We start from the raw sequence: 21,612 nt of genomic DNA, 5'->3' as shown, positions 1-21,612 counted from the left end.
TCGCCGCGCACGTAGGGATCGGCGGGGATCCTTTCGGTCAGGCGTCGGTGTCGTCGAGGGAGCGACGGCCCTCCAGCGCGCGGCCGAGAGTGATCTCGTCGGCGTACTCCAGGTCGCCGCCGACGGGCAGGCCACTGGCGATCCGTGTGACCTCGATGCCCAGCGGACGGAGCACCTTCGCCAGGTAGAGCGCCGTGGCCTCACCCTCCACATTCGGGTTCGTGGCCAGGATCACCTCCCGCACGTCGTCGCCGTCGACGCGGCGCAGCAGTTCCTTGACGCGCAGCTGGTCGGGACCGATGCCCTCGATCGGCGAGATCGAGCCCTGGAGGACGTGGTAGCGACCGCGGAACTCGCGTGTCTTCTCGACGGCGACGATGTCGCGGGGCTCCTCGACCACGCAGATGATCGTGGGGTCGCGGCGGTCGTCGGCGCAGTAGGCGCACAGCTCGCCCTCGGCGATGTTGAAGCACCGCCCGCAGAACGACACGCGTTCCTTCGCATCGACGATGACCGTCGCCAGGCGGCGGGCGTCCTCCTCGGGGAGCTTCAGGAGGTGAAAGGCGATGCGCTGTGCCGACTTCGGCCCGACCCCGGGCAGCCGCCCCAACTCGTCGATGAGCGCCTGGACAGGCCCTTCGTAGAGCGACGCCACGCCGGATTGCCTCAGCCCAGGAGGCCGCCGAGGCCACCGAGGTCGACACCGCCGGCGATCGGGCCCATCCGCTCGGCCTGGAGCTCCTGGGCCTTGCGGAGACCGTCGCTGACGGCCGCCACCACGAGATCCTCGAGCATCTCGACGTCGTCGGGGTCGACGACGCCGGCGTCGATGCCGACCTTCCGGAGCTCACCACTGCCCGACACCGTGGCGGTGACGACGCCGCCGCCCGCCGAACCCTCGACGGTCTCCTCCTCGAGAGACTGCTGCGCCGCGGCCATGTCCTCCTGCATCTTCTGCATCTGGCGCATCATCTGGTTCATCTGCTTCTGGTTCGCCATGTGTGTCTCCGTGTCGGGCCGCCCGGTCGGTCCGGGTGACGATCAGGTTGTGCGTGAGCGCTCCTCGACCACCTCGCCACCGAACTCCTGGACGAACTCGTCGACCGCGCCGGCCGGCGCCTCGTCAGTTGGGGCGTCGGTGGTCTCGTCGAGATCGATGACCTCCTCGGCGTCGTCGGCGGCAGACTCCGCGCTCTTCCCGGGCGTCGTGTCGCCGGACGCGTCGTCGGAGGAGGAACCGCGGGTCTCGGGCGGGCTGCCGGTGAACCCCTCATGGGGTACCAGTTTGAACTTGGGCGTGCGCGGCAGACGCTTGCCGAGCTCCTCACGGATGCGGGCGGCTCCCTCGCGGAACCGCTGGTTGATCACGTCGAAGCGCCCCGGTGGGACGCCGAAGACGGCCACGCCCTCGTCGACGTCGATCGGCTGCGCATCCTGCACCGAGCGCCGCAGTCGGGACTCCAGCGAACCGAGAGCGTCCGACCAGGCCATGACCACGTCGTCGAGCGAGAGAGGGATCATCGACGTGGAGCCGGTGGAACCTTCGTCGGAGGTGTTCGCGACGTTGTCGGTGTCGGTCGTCGCTACATCGTCTGCGGACGGCTGCTCGGGTGCCGACGGGGTGTCGCCTGCGCTGTCGGACGGCGGCGCCACTCCACCGAGGGCCATCTTGGAGCGCCCGGCGCTTCCCGTCGGCGCGCTCTCCTCAGAGGGCCGGGTCGCTGCTACGTGCCCGGTGGCGAGGTCGCGCTCTGTCGAAGGTGACACCACCGGGTCGCCGGTGCCCGCGAGCCGCTTCTCGACGCGGTCGAGGCGGTCCGCCAGTGCCTGGAGGGGTGGACCGGTGTCGGTGCGTGCGAGGCGCACCACGGCGATCTCGAGGACGAGCCGGGGATCGGGAGCGGCCGCCGAGCGCATGTCGACGACGGCCTCGCCGAGCGTCTCGAGGCAGCGCACCAGGGCGCTCTTGCCGAGTGCCTCGCCGAGCCGGCCCATCTCCGCTCTCTCGTCGGTCGGGAGGTCGACGGGCGCGTCGTCTCCCGCAACCGTGACAAGGAAGCAGTCGCGCAGCGCCCGGACGAGATCCTCGGCGATCTGGCGTGGCTCGGTGCCGCCCTCGAGCAGCGCCGACACCGCCATCAGCGCACCGGCAGGATCCTCCGCGGCCACGGCGTCGAGCACGGCGACCCGCCCCTCGAGGGGAGTGGAGCCGAAGAGCGACATCACGGTCGCCGTGTCGAGGGAGCCGGCCCCGTGGGCAAGCGCCTGGTCGAGGAACGAGATGGCGTCGCGCACCGATCCCGCACCGCGTCGGGCGATCACCTCGAGCGCCTCGCGGTCGGCCGTGACACCTTCCTTGTCGCACAGGTCCGCGAGGTGGTCGGTGATCTCCTCGGTGGTGAGCAGCCGGAAGGCGTAGTGCTGCGTGCGTGACCGGATCGTGGGAAGCACCTTCTCGGGCTCGGTCGTGGCGAGCACGAACACGACGTGGTCGGGCGGCTCCTCGAGGGTCTTCAGGAGCGCGTTCGTGGCCTGCGGTGTGAGCATGTGGGCCTCGTCGAGGACGTAGACCTTGCGCCCTCCGCCGGCGCTCCGTAGCGCGACTCCGGCGAGGAGATCTCGCATCTCGTCGATCTTGCGGCTCGACGCGGCGTCCTGCTCGATGACGTCGAGCTCCCCGCACCCGAGCTCGGCGGCGAGGATGCGCGCCGTCGTGGTCTTGCCCGTGCCCCGGGGGCCGGAGAACAGGTAGGCGTGCCCGACGGTGTCGTCGTTCAGGGCGTTGCGCAGCGCCGTGACGACGTGCTCCTGGCCGACGAGCTCGTCGAACGTTCGGGGGCGGTACGTGCGGTACAGGGAGGCCACCCGGCGACTGTACCGGGTTCCCCGGGCCGGACAGGCGTGGAAGAGACGAGCCGTGCACCCACCGTCGGCACGTTGCCGGGGCACGCGCTGTTCCGTCCGGGGCTCAGACCAGGCGACCCTGCGGCACACGGGCTGAGCCGCTGAGAGCTGCTTCCTTCCGGACCTGACTCGGTTCACGGTGTCCCGTTGCGCAGGACCCGGCCCTCGACACCTCGGTCGGGACGCGAAATCCCCGGCGATCCGAACCTCGGGTGGGAGTTCAGCCCCCGTGACGTGGATTCGGGGTACAGGGAACCACGAGCTCCCCGCCTAGCACGGCTCGCCTGCTCAGAATAGCCTCCGGAATCCCCGGGAGGGATACGAAAGCGGCCGAATCGGCACGCTTGGAGTGCGTGTGTGGGGCAACCCACCGTGGGTTCGAATCCCACTCCCTCCGCTGGACACCTGGACCGACCTCATGCGCGTCGCGCTCGACGAGGCCGCCGCGGCCGCCGAGCACGACGACGTTCCCGTGGGCGCCGTCGTGGCGCGCGCCGGAACGGGCGAGATCCTGGCCCGCCGCCACAACGAGCGGGAGCTCACCGGCGACCCGACGGCACACGCGGAGATCCTGGCGCTGCGCGACGCCGCGGCGGCCACGGGAACCTGGCGTCTCGACGACTGTGCCCTCGTTGTCACGCTGGAGCCCTGTCCGATGTGTGCCGGCGCCGCCTGGGCGTCCCGGATCACCACCATCGTCTACGGTGCCACCGACCCGAAGGCCGGATCGACCGGGAGCCTCTACAACCTCGCCGCCGACCCCCGCCTGAACCACGAATCCGAGGTGGTGGAAGGGATCGAGGCCGGTGAAGCGTCGGCGCTGCTGCGCGACTTCTTCTCGGCCAGGCGACCGGGCGGGTGAGAAGGGAATTCCGCGGCTCCCTGTCGGCAAGACGACCGATTCGGACGTCTGGAAGATATGAGAAGACTGATATCCTATATCTTCCTTATGTCACGTTTAGCAGGAACCATCGCAGTTGCCGTCACGGTCGTCATTGGAATCGCCCCCGCTCCCGCGACCGCCGGGACGGCCCGGCCCTCGGCCGACTCCACGGCGACGATCGGCCCCGGGGGAGCCGGCTTCTACGAGCCCCCCGACCCCCTTCCGCCCGGGGAGCCCGGTGAGCTGATCTGGTACCGGGAGACCGACGATCCTGTCGCCGGCGCAGGACGGAGCTTCCGGGTGCTCTACCACTCCCGGCGTGAGGACGGTTCCGACACGGCCGTGTCGGGCATCGTCAGCGTGCCCGAGGGCCCGGCCCCACCGGGCGGGTGGCCGGTCGAGAGCTACGGGCACCCGACGACGGGTATCACCGACTGCGACGCGCCGTCGCTCTGGGGTGGGGCCGAACCGTCGATACCCGGCACGATCGACGCCCGGACCGACTACGAGGGGTTGGGAACCCCCGGCGAGCACACCTACCTCGTCGGCGGGGCCCTCGGGCGGAACATGCTCGACATCGCGCGGGCCGCAGGCCAGATCCCCGAGGTCGACGCGTCGAGCCAGGTCGTTCTGCGCGGGTACTCCGAGGGAGGACACGCCGCTCTCTTCGCAGGCGAACAGGCCCGGAGCTACGCACCCGAGCTGGATGTCGTCGGCGTCGTCGCTGCTGCACCCGCCGTGGAACTGCTGGAGCTCCTCCGGACGTCGGCGCGTACCCCGAGCGCGATCGGCTACGCCGGTTATGCCGCGTGGGGGTACTCGCACGCTTACGACCTCCCGCTCGCCGACGTGCTGACCCCGGAGGCGATCGACGCTCTCACGAAGACGGCCGACTGCCTGGGTGACCCACCGGAGCGGAGCATCTGGGACTTCACGGCCGACGAGGCCCTGATCCGCGATCCCTGGGGACTACCGGAGTGGATGCAGCGGATCGACCAGAACACACCTGGACGGCGACCCTCGATACCCGTGTGGATCTTCGCAGGCGGCAAGGACCTCGTCATCCCGCTGAAGGCGGTCAACGGCTTCGTCGAGCGGGCGTGCGAGCAGGGAACGCACGTGACGCTGTTCGTGAATCCCTCCGGAGGCCACGCGGGAATCACGAGCGGTGAGCTCATCGACGGATGGGTCGACGCGCGACGCGCCCACGAGCCACCCGGTGAGTCGACGTGTGATGCCGACGGAGCCCCACCTCCCCCGACGCGATCGTCGGTCGACCACGATGGGGAACAACCTGTCGTGGCGGCCGCGCAGCCGGCGACACCGACCCGGGCGACACCCACGTTCACCGGGTGAACGGATCCCTCCGGCACGCCGGGTAGATTCCGGCGATGCTCACATCGAGATGGCACGTCGCGGGCGCAGCGGTGATCGCCGTCGCCCTGGCCGGTTGCTCGTCGGGTGACGGTTCGTCGGGCGACACCGGGACGACCACGTCCACCACCGCTGGCTCTGCTCCCGCAGAAGATGTCGTCGAGGTCCCGCAGGTGTCTTCCGACACGGCCGGTGACTACGTCGCGGGAACTGATGTGGCCATCGGCCGGACCGCCGACGCCGGTGGCCTGCTGATCACGGTGGAGTCGATCGCCGCCGGAGACGTGGCACCCGAACCCGACGACGGCGCCGGCACGACGATCGACGTCGTCGCCACCCTCGAGAACACGACGGACCTCGACCTGGCCGGGCCCGACGTCTACACGGTGTGCACCGACGACGGCAGGACCGCCACAACACCCGAGACGAGCGACACCTCTCCCCTCGAGACGGTTCCCGCCGGGGAGTCCCGAAACGCCGACTACGTCGTCGGGGTGCCCGACGACTGCACCGAGGTGCTGCTCCAGGCGCGGGTGCTGCCGACCGACGCCGGTGGGGACCACATCGCCCAGTGGACGATTCCATCCGACGCACTGCTCTGACCAATGGCTGGAGAGGACCGAGGCGAGGATTAGCGGCGCAGGTACCCTGCGCCGCCCGAGCCGTGGCCTCGCGGCCCGGCGCCGAAGGCGCAAGAGCGATAGAGAAGCGGAGGGTGTGGGATTCGAACCCACGGTGACCCGAAGAGCCACAGCGATTTTCGAGACCGCCCCATTCGTCCGCTCTGGCAACCCTCCACCTCTCAGGGTAGCGAGGGCTGTCGGCGAGCCCGGAAGTGCAGGCGGAGTCAGGTTCCGACGGGAAGCCCGAGGTTCTCGTAGATCTCCCGGGTCGCCGTGGAGCGGTTGAGCGTGTAGAAGTGCAGCCCCGGCACGCCACCCTCCAGCAGGTCGGCACACAGTGCGGTGGCGTGCTCGACTCCCACAACCCGGAGGGCTTCCTTGTCGTCGCCGGCCCGCTCGAGGCGCTCAGCCACGTCCTCGGGGAACACGACGCCGTTCATCTCCGACATGCGCGGGATGGCGGTGAGGTTCGTGGGCGGCATGATCCCGGGGATCACCGGCGTGGTGACGCCACGGTCATGCATCTCGTCGCGAAAGCGGAAGTAGTCGTCGGCAAAGAACCCGAACTGCGTGATGCCGAAGTCGGCCACCTGGAGCTTGGCGGCCTGATGGGCGCGGTCGTCGTCTCGGTCGGTCGACAGGGGATGGCCCTCCGGGTGCACCGCAACACCCACGGAGAAGTCACCCACCTCGTGGACGAGCTCGACGAGCTGGACGGCGTAGTCGAGATCACCGGCAGGCAGGTTCAGGTCGGCGGGCGGATCACCGTGGAGCGCCAGGATGTTGTCGACGCCGGCCTCGGCGTAGCCACCGAGGATCGTGCGGAGCTCGTCGACGGTGTGCGCCGCGCACGTGAGGTGCGCCATCGGCGTGAGCGACGTGTCGCGCAGTATACCCGTGACGATCTCCTGCGTGCGCTCGCGGGTGGACCCTCCCGCTCCGTAGGTGACCGACACGAAAGTAGGGTCCAGCGCCTCGAGCTCCGTGATGGCGCGCTCGAGCGCCTCCTGGGCCTTGTCGGTCTTGGGGGGGAAGAACTCGAACGAGTAGCTCGTGCCCTGCCCCAGCAGATCGCGGATCTTCGCCACGGGATACCTCGTCGGGGACCGGGGAAGCCTACCGACGCGCGGGCTGTCGGACGCCACCGGGTTCGACCGGACGCGGTGCGCTCGCGGCCGCGGTGTCGTCACGGATTCCCCGGAACCGGCGGAGCCGCAGCGAGTTCGTGACGACGAAGACGCTGGAGAAGGCCATGGCGGCCGCCGCGATGATCGGGCTGAGCAGCCCGAGAGCAGCCAGCGGGACGGCCGCCACGTTGTAGGCGAACGCCCAGAACAGGTTGCCCTTGATGGTGGCCAGGGTGCGCCGACTGAGGGCCACCGCGTCGGCCGCGGCCCGCAGGTCTCCCGACACGAGTGTGAGGTCGCTCGCCTCGATGGCCACGTCGGTACCCGTCCCGATGGCGATCCCGAGGTCGGCCTGGGCGAGCGCCGGGGCGTCGTTCACACCGTCACCGACCACGGCCACCCGGGCGCCGCCTGCCTGGTACTCGCGCACGACATCGACCTTGCCGCCGGGCAGGACGCCGGCCACGACGCGGTCGATCCCCACGTCGTCGGCCACGGCCCGGGCGGCGGCCTCCTGGTCGCCGGTGACCATCACGGTCTCGATGCTCAGGTCGGCGAGCGCCGAGAGCCCCGCACGGGACGTCGGCTTGATCGTGTCGGCGACGACGAACGCCCCGGTGACGGCGCCGTCCCAGGCGGCGAACACGACCGTCCTGCCGAGCCCTTCGGCGGCGACAGCGTCCGACTCGACGTCGTCGGGCACCTCACCCACGAGGTCGCGCCGGCCGACCACGACCGAGTGCCCGTCGACCTCGGCGCGCACGCCCATCCCGGGCTCGTTGGCGAACGAATCCGGAACCAGAAGCACCGTTCCCCGGTCGCGCGCGCCGGCCGCGATCGCCTCGGCCACGGGATGCTCCGAGGCGTCCTCGGCACTCCCCGCCAGGCGGAGCAGGTCGTCCTCGTCGACGCCCTCGGCCGTGATGACACCGACGAGGCGCATCGCCCCCTCGGTGATCGTGCCGGTCTTGTCGAGGACCGCGACCGAGACCCGCCGGGTCTGCTCGAGGACCTCACCCCCCTTGATGACGATCCCCAGCTGCGCGGCACGGCCCGTTCCGACCATGATGGCCGTGGGTGTGGCGAGGCCGAGGGCGCAGGGGCAGGCGATGATGAGCACCGCCACGGCGGCGGTGAAGGCGTCCTGTGCCGGGTAGCCGAGCAGGAGCCACGTGACCAGCGTGCCGAGTGCGATGACGACGACCGTGGGCACGAAGATCCCCGACACGCGGTCGGCGAGGCGCTGGACAGGTGCCTTCGAGCCCTGGGCCTCCTCGACCAGGCGCACGATCTGCGCCAGGGCCGTCTCGCTGCCCACCTGCGTGGCCTCCACGACGAGGCGGCCCGAGGCGTTGACGGTGGCGCCGAACACGTCGTCTCCGACGCCCACCTCCTCGGGAACGGGCTCACCGGTGAGCATCGAGACGTCGACGGCGGACGAACCCTCCACGACACGCCCGTCGGTGGCGATCTTCTCGCCGGGCCGCACGACGAACCGCATGCCGACCGCCAACTCGTCGACGGGGATGTCGGTGCCGTCCTCGAGACGCGCGGTCTTCGCCCCCATCTCGAGCAGCTTCCGCAGCGCCGCACCGGACCGGGCCTTGGCCCGTTCCTCGAACCACCGCCCCAGGAGGATCAGCGTGACGATGACGCCGGCCGTCTCGAAGTAGATCCCCACGTCGCTGTCGTGGGCGGCGTCGAGCGCGACGAGCGCCACGACCGACCAGGTGTAGGCGGCGAAGGTGCCGAGCGACACGAGCGTGTCCATCATCAGGACGCCGTGGGTGAGGTTCCGCCAGGCGCTCACGTGGATCGGCCACGCCGCGTAGAACATGATCGGTGTGGCGAGGGCGAAGGCGACCCACTCGGCGCCGTCGAACATGAGCGGTGGCACCATCGTGATGAGCGCCAGCGGCACAGCCAGCACGACCGACATGACGAGACGCCGTGTGAGCGCCGGGTCGGCCTCGTGGCTCATGTGGTCGTGGCCGGTGGGGTCGTGACCGGCGTGGTCGTGGCCCGCGTCCTGCCCGTCGGTGCCGGTCGGGTCGAGGGCGTCGTAGCCGAGGCCGCGCACGGTGGCGATGAAGTCGTCGACGCCGGTGGACGTGGGGTCGAAGTGAACCGTGGCCTTCCCGGTGGCGAAGTTCACGTTGGCCCCTCCGACCCCGTCGAGGCCCCCGAGGGCACCTTCGATCGAGGCCGCGCAGGACGCGCAACTCATGCCACGGACCGGGAGATCGACGCGCGCGTGCATGCTGTCCCGGGATGTGTCGTTGTCGGTCGTGGGAGTGCCCGGCACCGGAGTCTCCTTCCTGTGTGCCAACACTACGCACCGACCGGCCATTCCGGCGGTGCGATGCGGTCGATCCCGGACCGTCGACGGCCCCGAAAGGCTCCCCGGCAGGCCGAGATGGCAGACTCGACACCGTTCTCACGCGTCGACGAGGAGCCCGATGGCCCCCTGGAAGCTCTCCTGGAAGCACCTCTACGAGGAGGTCGTCACGTCCGGTCTGTGCACGGGATGCGCCGGCTGCGTCATCGCCTGCCCCCACGACGTGCTCGGCTACACCGACACCGACGGTGTGTACAAGCCCTTCCAGACCGAGGACGACTACGGGGGACCGGGCGACTGCTCCCACGGCGACAAGGCCTGCACCATGTGCACGCGGGCCTGCCCGCGCTTTCGGGACTGGGAGCCCGCCATCGACGAGTCGATGTTCGGCCGGCAGCGCAGTCCCGAGGAGGTGGCGGGCATCTCGAAGGACATCGTGCTGGCCCGGGCCACCGACCCCGGCCTTCACGAGGCGGGCCAGGACGGCGGGCTCGTGTCGGCCATCCTCGTGTACGCGCTCGAGAACGACGTCATCGACGCCGCGCTGGTCAGCTACCTGGAGGGCGACGGCTCCACGTGGAAGGCCGTTCCCGGGATCGCCCGCACCCGCGACGACGTCGTGGCCTCCGCCGGGAGCCGCTACACGTACTCGGCCAACACGCTGGCCTACATGGACCTCGACAAGGAGGACCAGCGCATCGCCCTCGTGGGTATGAGCTGCCAGTCGTCGGTGCCGCCGGCGATGCGCGAGCGCAAGGCCGGCAAGGCCGGTCGGCGCCTGTCCCTGAACATCGGGCTGCTCTGCTCCAAGACGTTCGACGACTCGATCTTCGAGGAGCTGCTGGAGGCGAAGTACGACCTGCCACGCACGGTCATCAAGAAGATGAACATCAAGGGGCGCCTCCAGATCTGGACTCACGACGACCGTTACGTCGAGGTGCCCCTCAAAGAGTGCCACGCCTTCACGCGCGAGGGCTGCACGATGTGCCCCGACTTCGCTGCCGAGCACGCCGACATCTCCACCGGCGGCATCGGGGCCTTCGACGACTGGACGCTCACGATCGTGCGCACCGACACCGGCCGGGAGCTGATGGGAAAGCTCGAGGCCGACGGGTGGGTCGAGACCCGCCCCGGTGACGACGACCCCGGCGCCATCGAGCTGATGCACAAGCTGGCGACGAAGCAGCGCAAACGCTGGCCCGACTTCGGAATCCCCGAGCCGTCCGCCGTGGAGAGCGCTCCCACCGGGGCGTAACCCGGGCGGTCTGCCGGCGGTCGAAGCCAGCGTGGACCACCTCATACCTGCCTTCGAGGACGCCGCGGGCCGGAGTGGTGCGGTCACCTTCGTGGGGAGCGCCACGACCGATCCCTCGGGTTCGGAGCGTGTGCCGTGGGCCGAGATGCTCGACGACGCCCGCGCGTACGCGGCCGCGCTGGGAGCACACGGCATCGGGCCCGGGTCGCACGTCTCGCTGCTCGGTCCCACGACGCGGGAGCTGGTGACGGCGATCGAGGCCGTCTGGGTGGCCGGCGCCACCGCTGTCGTGCTGCCGCTCCCGATGCGCCTCGGCTCCGTCGAGGAGTTCGTCGACCAGACCCGCACGCGGATCCGCAACGCCGACAGCTCGTGTGTGATCGCCGACCCGACGCTGGCGGAGTTCCTCGACCCGCGCCCCGGCGACGCTCCCGTTCTCATGCTCGACGCACTGCGTCGCGAGGCGGCCGCTCTCGGCCCGTCTGCGTACGAGCGCCCGCCCCTCGACCCCGAGGCCCTCGCGATCCTCCAGTTCACGAGCGGGTCGACCGCCGACCCCAAGGGCGTGATGCTCCCGCACCGGTGCGTGGTGGCGAACCAGAACGCCATCGCACAGGCGGTTGAGGTCGACCACGACACCGACTGCACTGTGTCGTGGCTTCCCCTCTACCACGACATGGGCCTCATCGGGGCCCTGGGCATCCCGATGGCCACGGGGATCGACCTCGTCCTGGCAGCCCCACAGGACTTCCTCGCCGCACCCGCCGACTGGATGCGGTGGGTGTCCGACTACCGGGAACGTTCACCGCCGGACCCAACTTCGCGTACGCCCTCGCGGCGCGGGCACTCCGCCGCCTCGACGGGCTCGACCTCTCCTCGTGGCGCCTGGCGCTGAACGGTGCCGAGCCGATCGACCCCGACGCCGTCGAGCGGTTCGTCGCCGCCGGCGCGCCCCACAAGCTGTCACCCGACTCGGTCTTCTGCGTGTTCGGAATGGCGGAGGCGACTCTCGCTGTGACGTTCCCGGACCTCTCGAGCGGGATGTCGGTCGACGCCGTGGACCGCCGCGTCCTCGAGACCGACCGCTACGCCGCGCCGGCCGACGATGCCACCGCGGATGTCCGACGTCTGCCGCTGCTCGGCAGGCCCGTGGAGGGCCTCGAGATGCGCATCGTCGACACCGAGACGGGCGAGGCCATGGGCGACAGGGAGGTCGGTGAACTCGAACTGCGCGGCACCTCGGTCACCACCGGGTACTACAAGCGTCCCGACGTGACCGCCGAGACGTTCCACGGTGAATGGCTGCGCACCGGCGACCTCGCCTACACCGTCGACGGCGAGCTCGTGGCCTGCGGCCGCATCAAGGACGTCATCATCGTGGGTGGGCGCAACGTCTTCCCGGAAGACGTGGAGCGTGCCATCGCCGACATCGACGGAGTGCGGGCCGGCAACGTGATCGCCTTCGGCACCGAGGGACGCCGCGGGAGGGAGGCGCTCGTGGTCGTCGCCGAGACGAAGGCCGACGAGCCCCGCGCGGTTGCCGAGACGGTGTCGGCGCGGGTCACCGACGCCGTCGGCATCCCTCCCGAGGAAGTCGTGATGGTCGAGCCCGGGTCGCTCCCCAAGACGTCGTCCGGGAAGCTCCAGCGGTCCCTGTGCCGTGACCGCTACCACCGGGCGGAGCTCCAACCGGCGTGACACGCGAGCTACCGGAGCCCCGGCAGGGCCTCAGCTCCAGCCGTTGATCCAGCCGCCGCCCACGTCGACGAGGCGGCCGTCGCGGCGTTCGAGCATGAGACAGTCGACGTTCGTGAGCTGTGGGTGGTCGTCGGGCGCGTTGGAGCGTGCCATCGACGACGCCATGTAGACCTCCTGCCCGTCGACGTCGGTGAGGTACGCGAGCACGTCGACCGGATCGGGCCCCGTCGCTTCGATGATGTCGGCGATGGTGACGACGCTGCCGAAGCTCCCCTGTGCCCAGCTCGTGGGCGGGAAGTCGCTGTAGCGGGCGAGCGCCTCGTGGAACTCCCGCACCTCGGGGTGGGACGGGTCGTCGTACGGGAGGAACTCGGCGCAGTGGAGCGTTCCATCGGCGGCGTCACCGGCCGGGGTGAACACGGCGTCGTCCTCCATGGCCGTCCCGATGAACGCCAGCGGAACCTCGGAACCGGCGGTCGACGAGGCCTCCATCACGCTCACGGCCTGTGCGCCACCGAGGAACGGCACCACGACGTCGGGTGAGGGCTCGAGAGCGCGCGACAGGGCGGCACCCATGTCGACAGCGTCGAGGGCGACCGGGACCCGACCGACGATCTCGGCGTCGCGGCGGGCGAGCATCGAGGCGAACAGATCCACGGCGTCGTCGGCGGGTGGCAGATCGGGCGACACGACGGAGAAACGTCGCGCCCCGCTGCTCCCCGCGAAGTGACGTGCGAGTGCAGCGAACTCCGCCGGCACACCCCCGATGAGCGGGAAGCTCACCGGGCTCGTGAACTCACGAGGGTTGACGGCGGCACCCATCCAGGGAAGCGACGCATCCTCGAGAATCGGAAGGCCTGCGTCGGCCCACACGACACCCAGGCCGAACACCGCCGACACACCCGCCTCGACGAACGCGCGCGCTGCTTCGGCTGCCCGCCCCGCGTCGGCCCGCTCCTCTTCCACCAGAAGCTCGAACGGGCGGCCCTGCACACCGCCGCGCTCGTTGTTCACGAACTGCACGGCGGCTTCGGCGACCGCGACCTCCTGCGGTCCGGCCGTGCCGGGGAATCCGCCACCGACGGTCAGCAGCCCCAGGGCGACCGGCTCGGTCATGCCGAGTCGATCTCGGACTTCTCCGACGTCGGGGATGCGCCCACCGATGCGAGCAGGAGTCGCATCTCCTCCTCGATACCGTCGGCAATCGACCAGACATTCGGAGTGAGCTCCCGGGTCGCGGTCACTCCGAACTGGAGCCGACCGGCGTAGCTCATCAGCGCGACGACGATCCCGATCGTGTCGAAGAGCATCATCTGGATGTAGAAGCGGTCGAGGCGCGCCCCATTGAAGTACAGAGGGATCGGCGGACCGATCAGGTTCGTGATGCAGAGGTTGTACGGAGCGGGGAGGAGCCCGGCGACACCGCTGGTCGTATAGGCGTGCATGATCACATCGACCACACCCGGGTTCACGACGCCGAACAGGTCCTCGAGCAGGTTCGTGCGTGCGGCCGCACTGGCGGCCTTGGTGTCGCCCGTCGACGCGACGATCTCCTTCAGCCTCTCGACGGGGTCGGCGATCTGGACCGGCAGCTTGGGCGCCATCATGGCGACCTTGTTCTCGTAGGCGCCCGACTCGTCGGCCTCCCGGAGATTGATGGGATTCGCAACGATGAGCGGCTCGTCGGGGAGTTCGTGGCCGTCGTCGAGGTAGCGGTGCAGCGAGCCGCCCACGAGGGCGAGGGCAACGTCGTTCACCGTGGCGCCGTAATCGTTCCGGATCGTCTTCACGTCGTCCATCGAGACCGACATCCACGCCAGGTTCTTGTGGGGCTTGTCGTGCACGATCCTGTTGAACGACACCTTCGGGCCCGAAAAGGCCTTTCCGGCGTGCGAGTCGGCTCTCTGGCGGGCACGGCGCCCCCGAGCCAGCCCACTCGCCAGATTCGTCGAGCTCTTCGCAGCGCGAAGCGGCCACGTGACCACGTTCGGAGCCGCCCGGAGCAGCATCGCCGCGGGCGACGGCACCTCTTCGGGCTCCCATGTGTCGACCGGATCGTCGCGCTCGGGGTCCGGCTCGAGGTCGAACAGGTGCTGCACCATCTCGATGCCGCCCATCCCGTCGATACAGGCGTGGTGCATCTTCAACAGGACGGCGACGCGGCCTCGGGCCAGGCCCTCGATGAACCAGTACTGCCAGAGCGGACGGTTGTCGTCGAGCGGGATGTGGCCGATCTCCGACACGAGCTCCGCCAAGGCCTCGCGGTCGCCCGGCGGGGGCACCGCCACGTGGTGGAAGTGCTCGTCGAGGTCGAAGTTCGGGTCCTCCACCCACACGGGACGGTCGAGGCCGAGCGGCACGCGGACCAGGCGGCGTCGCATGGGTGGAAGATCGGGCAGGCGCCGCCGGAAGTGCTCCTTCATGCTGTCGTAGGTGACAGGCGACGGTGCGGTCGACGGATCGAGGACCATCATCCCGAGCCCGTGCATCGGGTATCGCACGCTGTCGGTTCCGAGGAAGAGCGTGTCGAGCGCCGAGAGTTCCTTCATGGTGTCCTCCGCGTCAGTGCGGACGAATCCACCGTGGCAGCACGCGGCCTCGGAGGCAAGGGGCCTTGGGCCCGCTCACGCGCTGCTTCCCGCATGGTCGAGCATCCCCGTCGATTTCAGGGCCCCGGTCACGAACGCCTCGACCTCGCGGGATCGGGCGAATCCGACGTGGCCCCCGTCGTACCACTGCAATGACGGCTGCCCCCAGTGCTCCCAGAGGGCGTAGGCCTGCTCGACGGGGTCCACGAGCCGGTCGCTCAGTGCGCCGTACACGAACCGGCGGTCGACGGGGACACGCGGCGTGATCTCGAGAGGGGCGACCACACGGTGCAGCGCCCGGCCGCGCTCCAGGAGCGTGGGATGGTCACGGATGAGATCCTTGTCGATGTTCTGCTCGAACATCTTCAGGAACTCGGCCGCCGGAATGCCGGCGATCACGGCCGCCAGGTCGTCCTCGTACGCGGCGTGCAGCGCCACGACGTAGCCGCCGAGCGACACACCGTAGGTGGCGACACGCTCGCCTCCGGTGCTCCGGATCCAGCTGATGAGCCGGCGCAGGTCCCACACCGACTGGGCCAGGGCGTGCACGTTGTCCAGGTGATCGTTGGTGGGGAACCAGATCTGGAAACGCCCTTCGGGGCGCCTCGGGCCCGACAGCGGGAGCACCGGGATGGCGACGTTGAGGCCGAGGTCGCGGTGGAGCCGATCGACACCGAAGGCGGCGAAGTCGGTGCCGCTCCATCCCATGCCGGTTCCATGGACGCACACGACCCACGGGCGGCCCGGGTCGTCGTGCCGGAAGAGCCGCGTGTACGCCAGTACGTTGCGGCGGTACGACGCACCGAACCAGCGGTCGCGACCGGGCTCCTCGAGGTGGATGTCGAAGGCGCTGGGGAAGATCGCCTCCTCGAAGACGCGACCCCGCCGGCGGTGCGTCTCGATCGCCGGATCGTGGAGCACCGGCGGCTCGTCGTGGTACGCGGCGGGGTCCGCCAGCCAACCCTGCCGGTCGAAGAGCTCCAGGGCGCGGTCGGTCTCCGCGCTCACGCGGTCGAGATCCATGCGGTTCATCGGGTGGAGCCAGGTGCCCAGCCGGTGTGCCACCTCGTCGACGGCGGCGTGCGCCCGCAGCCGTAGCAACCGGGCGGTCCGCGCTCGTGAGCGCCCTGCCATTCCGTCGTCGCCGGTTGTGGCTGCTGCGGTGGCCAGGCGCATCCGCAGCTCGTCGCTCGTGACCACTCCACTTCCTTCCCGATGACCGGGGACCAATCATACAAATGATCTGCCCATTTCTGCAGCCGCCAGTGTGAGCTACACGAGAGGCCAGGGAACGCTGTGGTGGCCGGCGTCGGGCACGGGGAAGTGGCCGGCAGCGGCGAGGGCCTCACAGCGCTTCCGCACCGCCCCGATCTCCTCGGCGGTCAGCAGCGGGACCAGCACCGGCTGGACGACCCGGTCGAAGTCGGCGAGCAGGCGGCACACGTCGTCGACCAGGGCCGAGGGTACCTCCTCGGCGGCAAAGTCCCAGATGACCGTTCGGAGCTTGTCGTCGGTGTGGAAGGTCAGCCCGTGGTCGATGCCCCAGATGTGGCCGTCGGGCCCCCGGAGGCAGTGACCGCCCTTGCGGTCGGCGTTGTTGACGATCATGTCGAAGGCGGCGAAGGCCCGGAACCGCTGCGGGCGTGCCTCGAGCAGCGTGAAGTAGTTCTCGTCGGGGTCGTGGTCGACGAAGTCCTGGACCATCCCCGGCCCGTGCGGGCCGTCCCGGATGACCGTGGCGGGCACGATCCCCCATCCCAGCGCCTCCGACACCACGAAGGCGGCCAGCTCGCGACAGTGCAGCGTGCCCGGGGGGAAGTCCCACAGCGGGCGCTCGCCGCGCACGGGCTTGTAGACGACCGTGCGCGGCGGCGATCCCTCGACGGCGATCTCGCCGATGAACGTGGCGTTGGACGACCACGGCACGCGACCGCGTAGCTCGAGGTCGCCGGCCGTGAGATCGGGTCCGGCCACACTGGCTCAGTTCATGCGGGGGCAGACGTGCCCGTCGGGGTCGATCGGCTGGTCGCACAGGTCACACAGTGGCCGCCCCGCGGCCACTGCTGCCGTACCGACCGCCGCCATCGCTCGGACCTGCGGGCGGGTGGCGAAGATCCGGGCCACGAAGCCCTCGTCGTCGACGCCCTGGATCGACGGGTGCCCGGAGCCGGGATCGGGAGGCGGCTCCTCCGCTGCGAACAGGGCGGTGTCGCCGGCTCCGTCGTCCTCGTCGTCGGGGACGTTCTCCCGCAACTCGAGGAGAACGAGGTCGCGCGACGGGTCGAAGCCGAGCCCGATCAGCCGGGCACGGAACAGTGGGGCCGCCTCGACGAGATCGGACCGCGCAGGAGCGGCCGTGTCGGGGTCGGGATCGTCCAGCTCTCGGAAGCGGGGGCTCGTGGCCGGAGGGCTGTCGGGCTCCGGGTACTCGCCGGCGACCCGGTTGAGGAACGACACGACCTCGCGGGCGAGCAACGCCACCTGCTGCTTTTCCACGACGACGGTGATCTCCGCATCGTTCTTGCGGGCCTGGATCAGGAACGTTCGCTCCCCCGGCTGCCCGACCGCGCCGGCTGTGAGTGTGTCGACGGCGTCGAACTCGATGATTCCGCTCACGGCTCGTCCTCCCTACTCGGGCTGCTGCTCTCGCTGTCGGTACCGCGTCCGGACTCGGCGGCGGGATCCAGATCGGTGAGGTCGCCGGTGTCGTTGATGCGCACGATGCACGCACCCCAGGGGGCGAGTGCAACGACACTGATCGATGCCGGCTCCACGATGACGCGCTGGAAGAGGTCCAGAGGCGTACCGGCGAAGTGTGCCAACGCAACCCGGATGGGGTCCGCGTGCGACACGACGACCACGACCTCCCCGGGGTGCCGGGCAGCGACGGTGTCGAGGCCGCTGACGGTGCGCGCCTGCATCTCGAGAATGGACTCCCCGTCCGGGAACCGGAACCGCGAGGGCGCCTTCTGGACGACCGCCCACTCGTCGCGCTCGGCCAACCCTGACAACGTCTCACCCGTCCACGATCCGAAGTCGGCCTCGACGACGTCGTCGAGCGGCACGACCGGCAGACCGTGACGCTCGGCGACGAGCTCGGCCGTCTCCGTGGTCCGTTCGATGGGGCTCGCGTACACGGCCGCCACGCCTGTTCCGGCCAGACGGTCGGCGGTCGCCTTGGCCTGCTCACGACCCCGGTCCGACAGGTGCACGCCCGGGGTCCGGCCCGTCAGGACCTTGCCGGTCTCGGGTGTGACGGCGTGGCGGACGAGAACGAGGCGCGTCGGCGGTGTCGGAGCAACGTCGGGCTCCGCCTGCTTCGTGTCGGTGTCCGGTGACATCGCCACCGATGGTACCGGCGCCCTCCGGCGCACAGTCCGGAGAGGCCGCTCGTCCCGAGCCGACCGGATCCCGTGCTCCGGCGTAGATTGCACCGAACCTCCACGACCCGGTCGGCCGGGCCACGACGGGAGCCGGAATGAAGCGAGCACTGATCACGGGAATCACCGGCCAGGACGGCCGGTACCTGGCCGAGTTCCTGGCGGCGAAGGACTATCAGGTGTTCGGCGTCGTACGGGGCCAGAACAACCCCAAGGCCCAGATGATCCAGGAGGAGAACCCGGCGCTCGAGCTGGTCGAGGGCGACCTCACCGACCTCTCCTCTCTCATCGCGGTCGTGGAGCAGGTCCAGCCCGACGAGGTCTACAACCTCGGTGCCATCAGCTTCGTGCAGCTGTCCTTCCGCCAGCCGGAGCTCACCGCCGACATCACCGGGCTGGGTGTGCTTCGGATGCTCGAGGCGGTGCGCATCGTCGGTGGCGCCGAGAACAACCCCATCCGCTTCTACCAGGCGTCGTCGTCGGAGATGTTCGGCAAGGTGCGTGAGACGCCCCAGACCGAGACGACCGCCTTCCACCCACGCTCGCCGTACGGTGTCGCCAAGGTCTTCGGCCACAACGTCACGGTCAACTACCGCGAGGCCTACGGCCTCCATGCGTCGTCGGGGATCCTGTTCAACCACGAGAGCCCGCGGCGTGGCCTCGAGTTCGTGACCCGCAAGATCACGAACGCGCTGGCCCGCATCAAGCTCGGCCTCCAGGACTCCATCTCTCTCGGCAATCTGGAGTCGGCGCGCGACTGGGGCTTCGCCGGCGACTACGTCGACGCCATGTGGCGGATGCTCCAGCAGGACGCACCCGACGACTACGTCGTCGCCACCGGCGTGACGCACACGATCCGCGACTTCCTCGACGTGGCCTTTCGGATCGCCGGCTACGACGACTGGGAGCCGTACGTGAGCCACGACACGCGCTTCGACCGCCCCGCGGAGGTCGACCTGCTCATGGGCGACGCCTCGAAGGCGGCGGAGAAGCTCGACTGGAAGCCGAAGGTCGGCTTCGAGGAGCTCGTGGCGCGCATGTACGAGCACGACCTCGAATGGGAGAAGGCCAAGGCCGGCGCCGGCTGATCCAGTCTCCCGCTCTCGGCGCCTACGGCCCCAGGCCGCTCGGGCCCCGGCTCGGGCGACGCAGGATACCTGCGCCGCTGATCCTCGCCTTCAGCTCCCCGCCGAGATGGTGCGATTTCCGGGTCATGGAACGGGTTTGCGCACCAACCTGGTGGGGAGATGAAGCGTATGGACACGGCGATCGTCCTGTTCACCTCCGACCTGCGTGTTCACGACCATCCCGCGCTGCGCGAGGCGCTCCGTCGGGCTCGAGACCTCGTACCGCTCTTCGTTCTCGACCAGGCGATCCTGCGGTCATGGTTCGCGACACCGAACCGGGTCGGTTTCCTCGTCGAGGCCCTGCGCGACCTGCGCGACAACCTGAGGTCTCGAGGCGCCGATCTCGTCGTTCGCCGAGGCGACACGGCGCGCGAAGTCGGGAAGCTGGTGCAGGGAGTCGGTGCCGAGGCCGTGTTCGTCTCCGGAGGTGTGACCCGCACCGCGCGCGATCGGGAGGAACGACTGGCCGCCACCCTCGGGCGGCGGTCGCTCGTCGTGTGTGACGGCACGACCATCGTCGCCCCCGACGCTCTCAAGACCTACAAGGTCTTCACGCCCTACTGGAACGCGTGGCGCGAAGCACCTCGCCGACCGGTCGAGCGCGCCCCGGCGACGGTTCGACATGCAACCGGTGTCGACCCCGGAGAGATCCCCGACGCCGCGGTACTCGTCGATGGGCGACCTGCGCCCGAAGTCATTCCCGGCGGAGAGACCGAAGCGCGACGACGCTTCAACTCGTGGGGGCGCGGAATGCTCGGCCGGTACGACGAGATCCACGACGATCTCGCAGCCGACGACACGTCGAAGCTCGGCGCGGCGCTGCACTTCGGGTGTCTGTCGGCCCGGGAGGTCGAGGAGCGCTTCATCGACCGGCCCGGCGGAGAGGCGTTCGTGCGTCAGCTGTGCTGGAGGGACTTCCACCACCAGACTGTCCGGGCCTTCCCGTCCATCACCACCCAGGACTACCGACCACGCGGTCGTCGGCGCTGGAGAGACGACCCCGAGGCGCTCGAGGCGTGGAAGGCGGGCCGTACGGGCCTACCGATCGTCGATGCGGGAATGCGTCAGCTGCTGGCGACCGGGTGGATGCACAACCGGGCGAGGATGATCACCGCGTCGTTCCTCTGCAGGCACCTCGGCGTCGACTGGCGGTGCGGCGGCCGTCACTTCATGGACCACCTCGTCGACGGCGACATCGCCAACAACTACGCCAACTGGCAGTGGATCGCGGGAACGGGCAACGACACACGCCCCAACCGCACGTTCAATCCCGTACGCCAGGCGAAGCGCTTCGACCCCTCCGGAGAGTACGTCCGCCGGTACCTCCCCGAGCTCACGTGACGATGAAGGACGCCGAGCGTCGGAGGGTTTCCTCGGCGTCGGCGACCATCCGGCGCACGATGTCGCCCGCCGGGACGACCTCGTCGATCGCCCCGAGCCCCTGACCGGCGGGGTAGCAGGCCACGTCGGGGTCGATGGGCTGGTCGGCCGGGCCGAGCAGGGGGAACGCCCCCTTCGACGTCGAGTACTCGAGTTGCTCGGGGAAACGCCTGATCTCCTCGGGGTGCTTGTCGTGGTGGTCGGTCCAGGCGTTGCGGACCGCCCGCAGGGTCTTGCCCGTGAACGCCCGGGAGATCACCGTGGCGTCCTCGGCCGAGTCGACGAGTGCCTCCTCGTAGCCGGCCCATGTGCGCGACTCGGGCGTGGCGATGAAACGGGTACCGACCCACACGCCGTCGGCTCCGAGCGTGAGTGCCGCGGCGAGACCACGCCCGTCGACGATGCCACCCGCCGCGACCACCGGAACGCGCTCACCGACCGCGTCGACGACCTGCGGAACGAGCGGCAGGGTCGCGATCCTGCCCGTGTGCCCACCGGCCTCGGTGCCCTGGGCGATGACGATGTCGCACCCCGCGTCGACGGCATTGACGGCGTGTCGGACCTTCCCGCACATGCTCGCCACGAGCACGTTGCTGTCGTGGCACAACCGAACGACCTCGGTGGGCACACCGAGCCCGGCGACGAAGAGCGACATGCCACCGGCGATCGCGCGTTCGGTCTGCGCCTCGAGCTGCCCGGGAATCGCCGTGAGGAGATCGACACCGAAGGGCCTGTCCGTGAGCTCGCGCACGCCGTCGATCTCCGCCACGAGCTCCTCGGTCGACATCGTCGACGCCCCGAGGCAGCCGAAGCCGCCCGCCTCGGAGACGGCAGCGGTGAGCAGGTGGTAGGAGACACCGCCCATGCCGGCCAGCATCACGGGGTGCTCGATGTTCAGGACGTCAGTCAGTCGCGTCGTCAGCATGAGAGCCACG

Annotated in this window: 20 protein-coding genes, 2 tRNA genes and 1 other RNA gene; 9 read left to right on the top strand and 14 right to left on the bottom strand. The window is 69.9% G+C overall.

What is annotated here, in order from left to right; genetic code table 11:
- Positions 1-37 precede the first annotated feature (37 nt).
- The 4 genes from recR to ffs all read right to left on the bottom strand — a co-directional run bounded on the left by recR (position 38) and on the right by ffs (position 3,183).
- Positions 38-655, bottom strand: coding sequence for a recombination mediator RecR (gene recR / locus R3A49_12825; protein ID MEZ5171608.1), 618 nt, complete (start codon positions 653-655; stop codon positions 38-40).
- Between the two features lie 11 nt (positions 656-666).
- Complete coding sequence (locus R3A49_12820) at positions 667-981, bottom strand: YbaB/EbfC family nucleoid-associated protein (protein ID MEZ5171607.1); 315 nt, start codon at positions 979-981, stop codon at positions 667-669.
- Between the two features lie 60 nt (positions 982-1,041).
- The gene (gene dnaX / locus R3A49_12815; protein MEZ5171606.1) at positions 1,042-2,865 is read right to left on the bottom strand and encodes a DNA polymerase III subunit gamma/tau; all 1,824 of its coding nucleotides are present in this window, start codon (positions 2,863-2,865) and stop codon (positions 1,042-1,044) included.
- A 50-nt stretch (positions 2,866-2,915) separates the two neighbouring features.
- Positions 2,916-3,183, bottom strand: an RNA gene (gene ffs, locus R3A49_12810) — signal recognition particle sRNA large type.
- A 33-nt stretch (positions 3,184-3,216) separates the two neighbouring features.
- On the opposite strand from ffs, the gene R3A49_12805 reads away from it, so the two are divergent.
- The 4 genes from R3A49_12805 to R3A49_12790 all read left to right on the top strand — a co-directional run bounded on the left by R3A49_12805 (position 3,217) and on the right by R3A49_12790 (position 5,763).
- A tRNA-Ser gene (locus R3A49_12805) sits at positions 3,217-3,301 on the top strand.
- Positions 3,302-3,322: 21 nt separating this feature from the next.
- Positions 3,323-3,766: a nucleoside deaminase gene (locus R3A49_12800; GenBank protein MEZ5171605.1), complete on the top strand. Its 444-nt coding sequence runs from the start codon at positions 3,323-3,325 to the stop codon at positions 3,764-3,766.
- An 87-nt stretch (positions 3,767-3,853) separates the two neighbouring features.
- The gene (locus R3A49_12795; protein ID MEZ5171604.1) at positions 3,854-5,143 is read left to right on the top strand and encodes a lipase family protein; all 1,290 of its coding nucleotides are present in this window, start codon (positions 3,854-3,856) and stop codon (positions 5,141-5,143) included.
- A gap of 35 nt (positions 5,144-5,178) precedes the next feature.
- Positions 5,179-5,763 (top strand): hypothetical protein, encoded by a 585-nt coding sequence (locus R3A49_12790; GenBank protein ID MEZ5171603.1) that lies wholly within the window; start codon positions 5,179-5,181, stop codon positions 5,761-5,763.
- A gap of 107 nt (positions 5,764-5,870) precedes the next feature.
- Here R3A49_12790 and R3A49_12785 read toward each other — a convergent pair.
- The 3 genes from R3A49_12785 to R3A49_12775 all read right to left on the bottom strand — a co-directional run bounded on the left by R3A49_12785 (position 5,871) and on the right by R3A49_12775 (position 9,171).
- Positions 5,871-5,958: transfer RNA gene (locus tag R3A49_12785), tRNA-Ser, on the bottom strand.
- A 50-nt stretch (positions 5,959-6,008) separates the two neighbouring features.
- Positions 6,009-6,863: a methylenetetrahydrofolate reductase gene (locus R3A49_12780; protein MEZ5171602.1), complete on the bottom strand. Its 855-nt coding sequence runs from the start codon at positions 6,861-6,863 to the stop codon at positions 6,009-6,011.
- A gap of 37 nt (positions 6,864-6,900) precedes the next feature.
- Positions 6,901-9,171 carry a heavy metal translocating P-type ATPase gene (locus tag R3A49_12775; GenBank protein MEZ5171601.1) on the bottom strand — a complete coding sequence of 757 codons (2,271 nt, stop codon included), beginning with the start codon at positions 9,169-9,171 and terminating at the stop codon, positions 6,901-6,903.
- Positions 9,172-9,370: 199 nt separating this feature from the next.
- On the opposite strand from R3A49_12775, the gene R3A49_12770 reads away from it, so the two are divergent.
- The 3 genes from R3A49_12770 to R3A49_12760 are packed head-to-tail and all read left to right on the top strand — an operon-like array spanning position 9,371 to position 12,202.
- Complete coding sequence (locus R3A49_12770; protein ID MEZ5171600.1) at positions 9,371-10,504, top strand: Coenzyme F420 hydrogenase/dehydrogenase, beta subunit C-terminal domain; 1,134 nt, start codon at positions 9,371-9,373, stop codon at positions 10,502-10,504.
- Positions 10,505-10,535: 31 nt separating this feature from the next.
- Positions 10,536-11,399 carry an AMP-binding protein gene (locus R3A49_12765; protein MEZ5171599.1) on the top strand — a complete coding sequence of 288 codons (864 nt, stop codon included), beginning with the start codon at positions 10,536-10,538 and terminating at the stop codon, positions 11,397-11,399.
- A complete protein-coding gene (locus tag R3A49_12760) occupies positions 11,282-12,202 on the top strand; it encodes an AMP-binding protein (protein ID MEZ5171598.1) in 921 nt (306 codons plus the stop codon). The genes R3A49_12765 and R3A49_12760 overlap by 118 nt, the downstream gene beginning before the upstream one ends.
- A 30-nt stretch (positions 12,203-12,232) precedes the next feature.
- Here the strand turns inward: R3A49_12760 and R3A49_12755 are convergent, their stop codons facing one another.
- The 6 genes from R3A49_12755 to R3A49_12730 all read right to left on the bottom strand — a co-directional run bounded on the left by R3A49_12755 (position 12,233) and on the right by R3A49_12730 (position 18,131).
- Positions 12,233-13,318, bottom strand: a complete 1,086-nt coding sequence (locus tag R3A49_12755; GenBank protein ID MEZ5171597.1) for an ABC transporter substrate-binding protein — start codon at positions 13,316-13,318, stop codon at positions 12,233-12,235.
- Positions 13,315-14,751, bottom strand: coding sequence for a wax ester/triacylglycerol synthase family O-acyltransferase (locus R3A49_12750; protein MEZ5171596.1), 1,437 nt, complete (start codon positions 14,749-14,751; stop codon positions 13,315-13,317). The genes R3A49_12755 and R3A49_12750 overlap by 4 nt, the downstream gene beginning before the upstream one ends.
- A 75-nt stretch (positions 14,752-14,826) precedes the next feature.
- Entirely contained in the window at positions 14,827-15,990 is a 1,164-nt protein-coding gene (locus R3A49_12745) for a hypothetical protein (GenBank protein ID MEZ5171595.1), read from the bottom strand.
- Positions 15,991-16,062: 72 nt separating this feature from the next.
- Positions 16,063-16,764, bottom strand: a complete 702-nt coding sequence (locus R3A49_12740; GenBank protein MEZ5171594.1) for an SCO1664 family protein — start codon at positions 16,762-16,764, stop codon at positions 16,063-16,065.
- A 6-nt stretch (positions 16,765-16,770) separates the two neighbouring features.
- Complete coding sequence (locus R3A49_12735; GenBank protein ID MEZ5171593.1) at positions 16,771-17,406, bottom strand: DUF3090 family protein; 636 nt, start codon at positions 17,404-17,406, stop codon at positions 16,771-16,773.
- A complete protein-coding gene (locus R3A49_12730) occupies positions 17,403-18,131 on the bottom strand; it encodes a histidine phosphatase family protein (protein ID MEZ5171592.1) in 729 nt (242 codons plus the stop codon). The genes R3A49_12735 and R3A49_12730 overlap by 4 nt, the downstream gene beginning before the upstream one ends.
- 137 nt (positions 18,132-18,268) lie before the next feature.
- On the opposite strand from R3A49_12730, the gene gmd reads away from it, so the two are divergent.
- Both gmd and R3A49_12720 read left to right on the top strand, forming a co-directional pair.
- Positions 18,269-19,258 (top strand): GDP-mannose 4,6-dehydratase, encoded by a 990-nt coding sequence (gmd, locus tag R3A49_12725; GenBank protein MEZ5171591.1) that lies wholly within the window; start codon positions 18,269-18,271, stop codon positions 19,256-19,258.
- Positions 19,259-19,417: 159 nt separating this feature from the next.
- Positions 19,418-20,638, top strand: coding sequence for a deoxyribodipyrimidine photo-lyase (locus tag R3A49_12720; protein ID MEZ5171590.1), 1,221 nt, complete (start codon positions 19,418-19,420; stop codon positions 20,636-20,638).
- Here the strand turns inward: R3A49_12720 and R3A49_12715 are convergent.
- Entirely contained in the window at positions 20,631-21,602 is a 972-nt protein-coding gene (locus R3A49_12715; protein ID MEZ5171589.1) for a nitronate monooxygenase, read from the bottom strand. The two genes, R3A49_12720 and R3A49_12715, sit on opposite strands and share 8 nt — an antisense overlap.
- Positions 21,603-21,612 lie beyond the last annotated feature (10 nt).

This window comes from Acidimicrobiia bacterium (assembly GCA_041394025.1).
Lineage (GTDB): Bacteria > Actinomycetota > Acidimicrobiia > IMCC26256 > JAOSJL01 > JAOSJL01.
The sequence above is the reverse complement of the archived record's forward strand: the minus strand, read 5'-3'. Positions and strand labels throughout refer to the sequence as shown.

Excerpts from the sequence above, each read along its gene's own strand:
- R3A49_12730 (MEZ5171592.1), bottom strand. The coding sequence starts at position 18,131 with ATGTCACCGGACACCGACACGAAGCAGGCGGAGCCCGACGTTGCTCCG.
- R3A49_12750 (MEZ5171596.1), bottom strand. The coding sequence starts at position 14,751 with ATGAAGGAACTCTCGGCGCTCGACACGCTCTTCCTCGGAACCGACAGC.
- R3A49_12820 (MEZ5171607.1), bottom strand. The coding sequence starts at position 981 with ATGAACCAGATGATGCGCCAGATGCAGAAGATGCAGGAGGACATGGCC.
- R3A49_12795 (MEZ5171604.1), top strand. The coding sequence starts at position 3,854 with ATGTCACGTTTAGCAGGAACCATCGCAGTTGCCGTCACGGTCGTCATT.
- gmd (MEZ5171591.1), top strand. The coding sequence starts at position 18,269 with ATGAAGCGAGCACTGATCACGGGAATCACCGGCCAGGACGGCCGGTAC.
- R3A49_12790 (MEZ5171603.1), top strand. The coding sequence starts at position 5,179 with ATGCTCACATCGAGATGGCACGTCGCGGGCGCAGCGGTGATCGCCGTC.
- R3A49_12720 (MEZ5171590.1), top strand. The coding sequence starts at position 19,418 with ATGAAGCGTATGGACACGGCGATCGTCCTGTTCACCTCCGACCTGCGT.
- R3A49_12715 (MEZ5171589.1), bottom strand. The coding sequence starts at position 21,602 with ATGCTGACGACGCGACTGACTGACGTCCTGAACATCGAGCACCCCGTG.
- R3A49_12755 (MEZ5171597.1), bottom strand. The coding sequence starts at position 13,318 with ATGACCGAGCCGGTCGCCCTGGGGCTGCTGACCGTCGGTGGCGGATTC.
- R3A49_12770 (MEZ5171600.1), top strand. The coding sequence starts at position 9,371 with ATGGCCCCCTGGAAGCTCTCCTGGAAGCACCTCTACGAGGAGGTCGTC.
- R3A49_12800 (MEZ5171605.1), top strand. The coding sequence starts at position 3,323 with ATGCGCGTCGCGCTCGACGAGGCCGCCGCGGCCGCCGAGCACGACGAC.
- R3A49_12775 (MEZ5171601.1), bottom strand. The coding sequence starts at position 9,171 with ATGCACGCGCGCGTCGATCTCCCGGTCCGTGGCATGAGTTGCGCGTCC.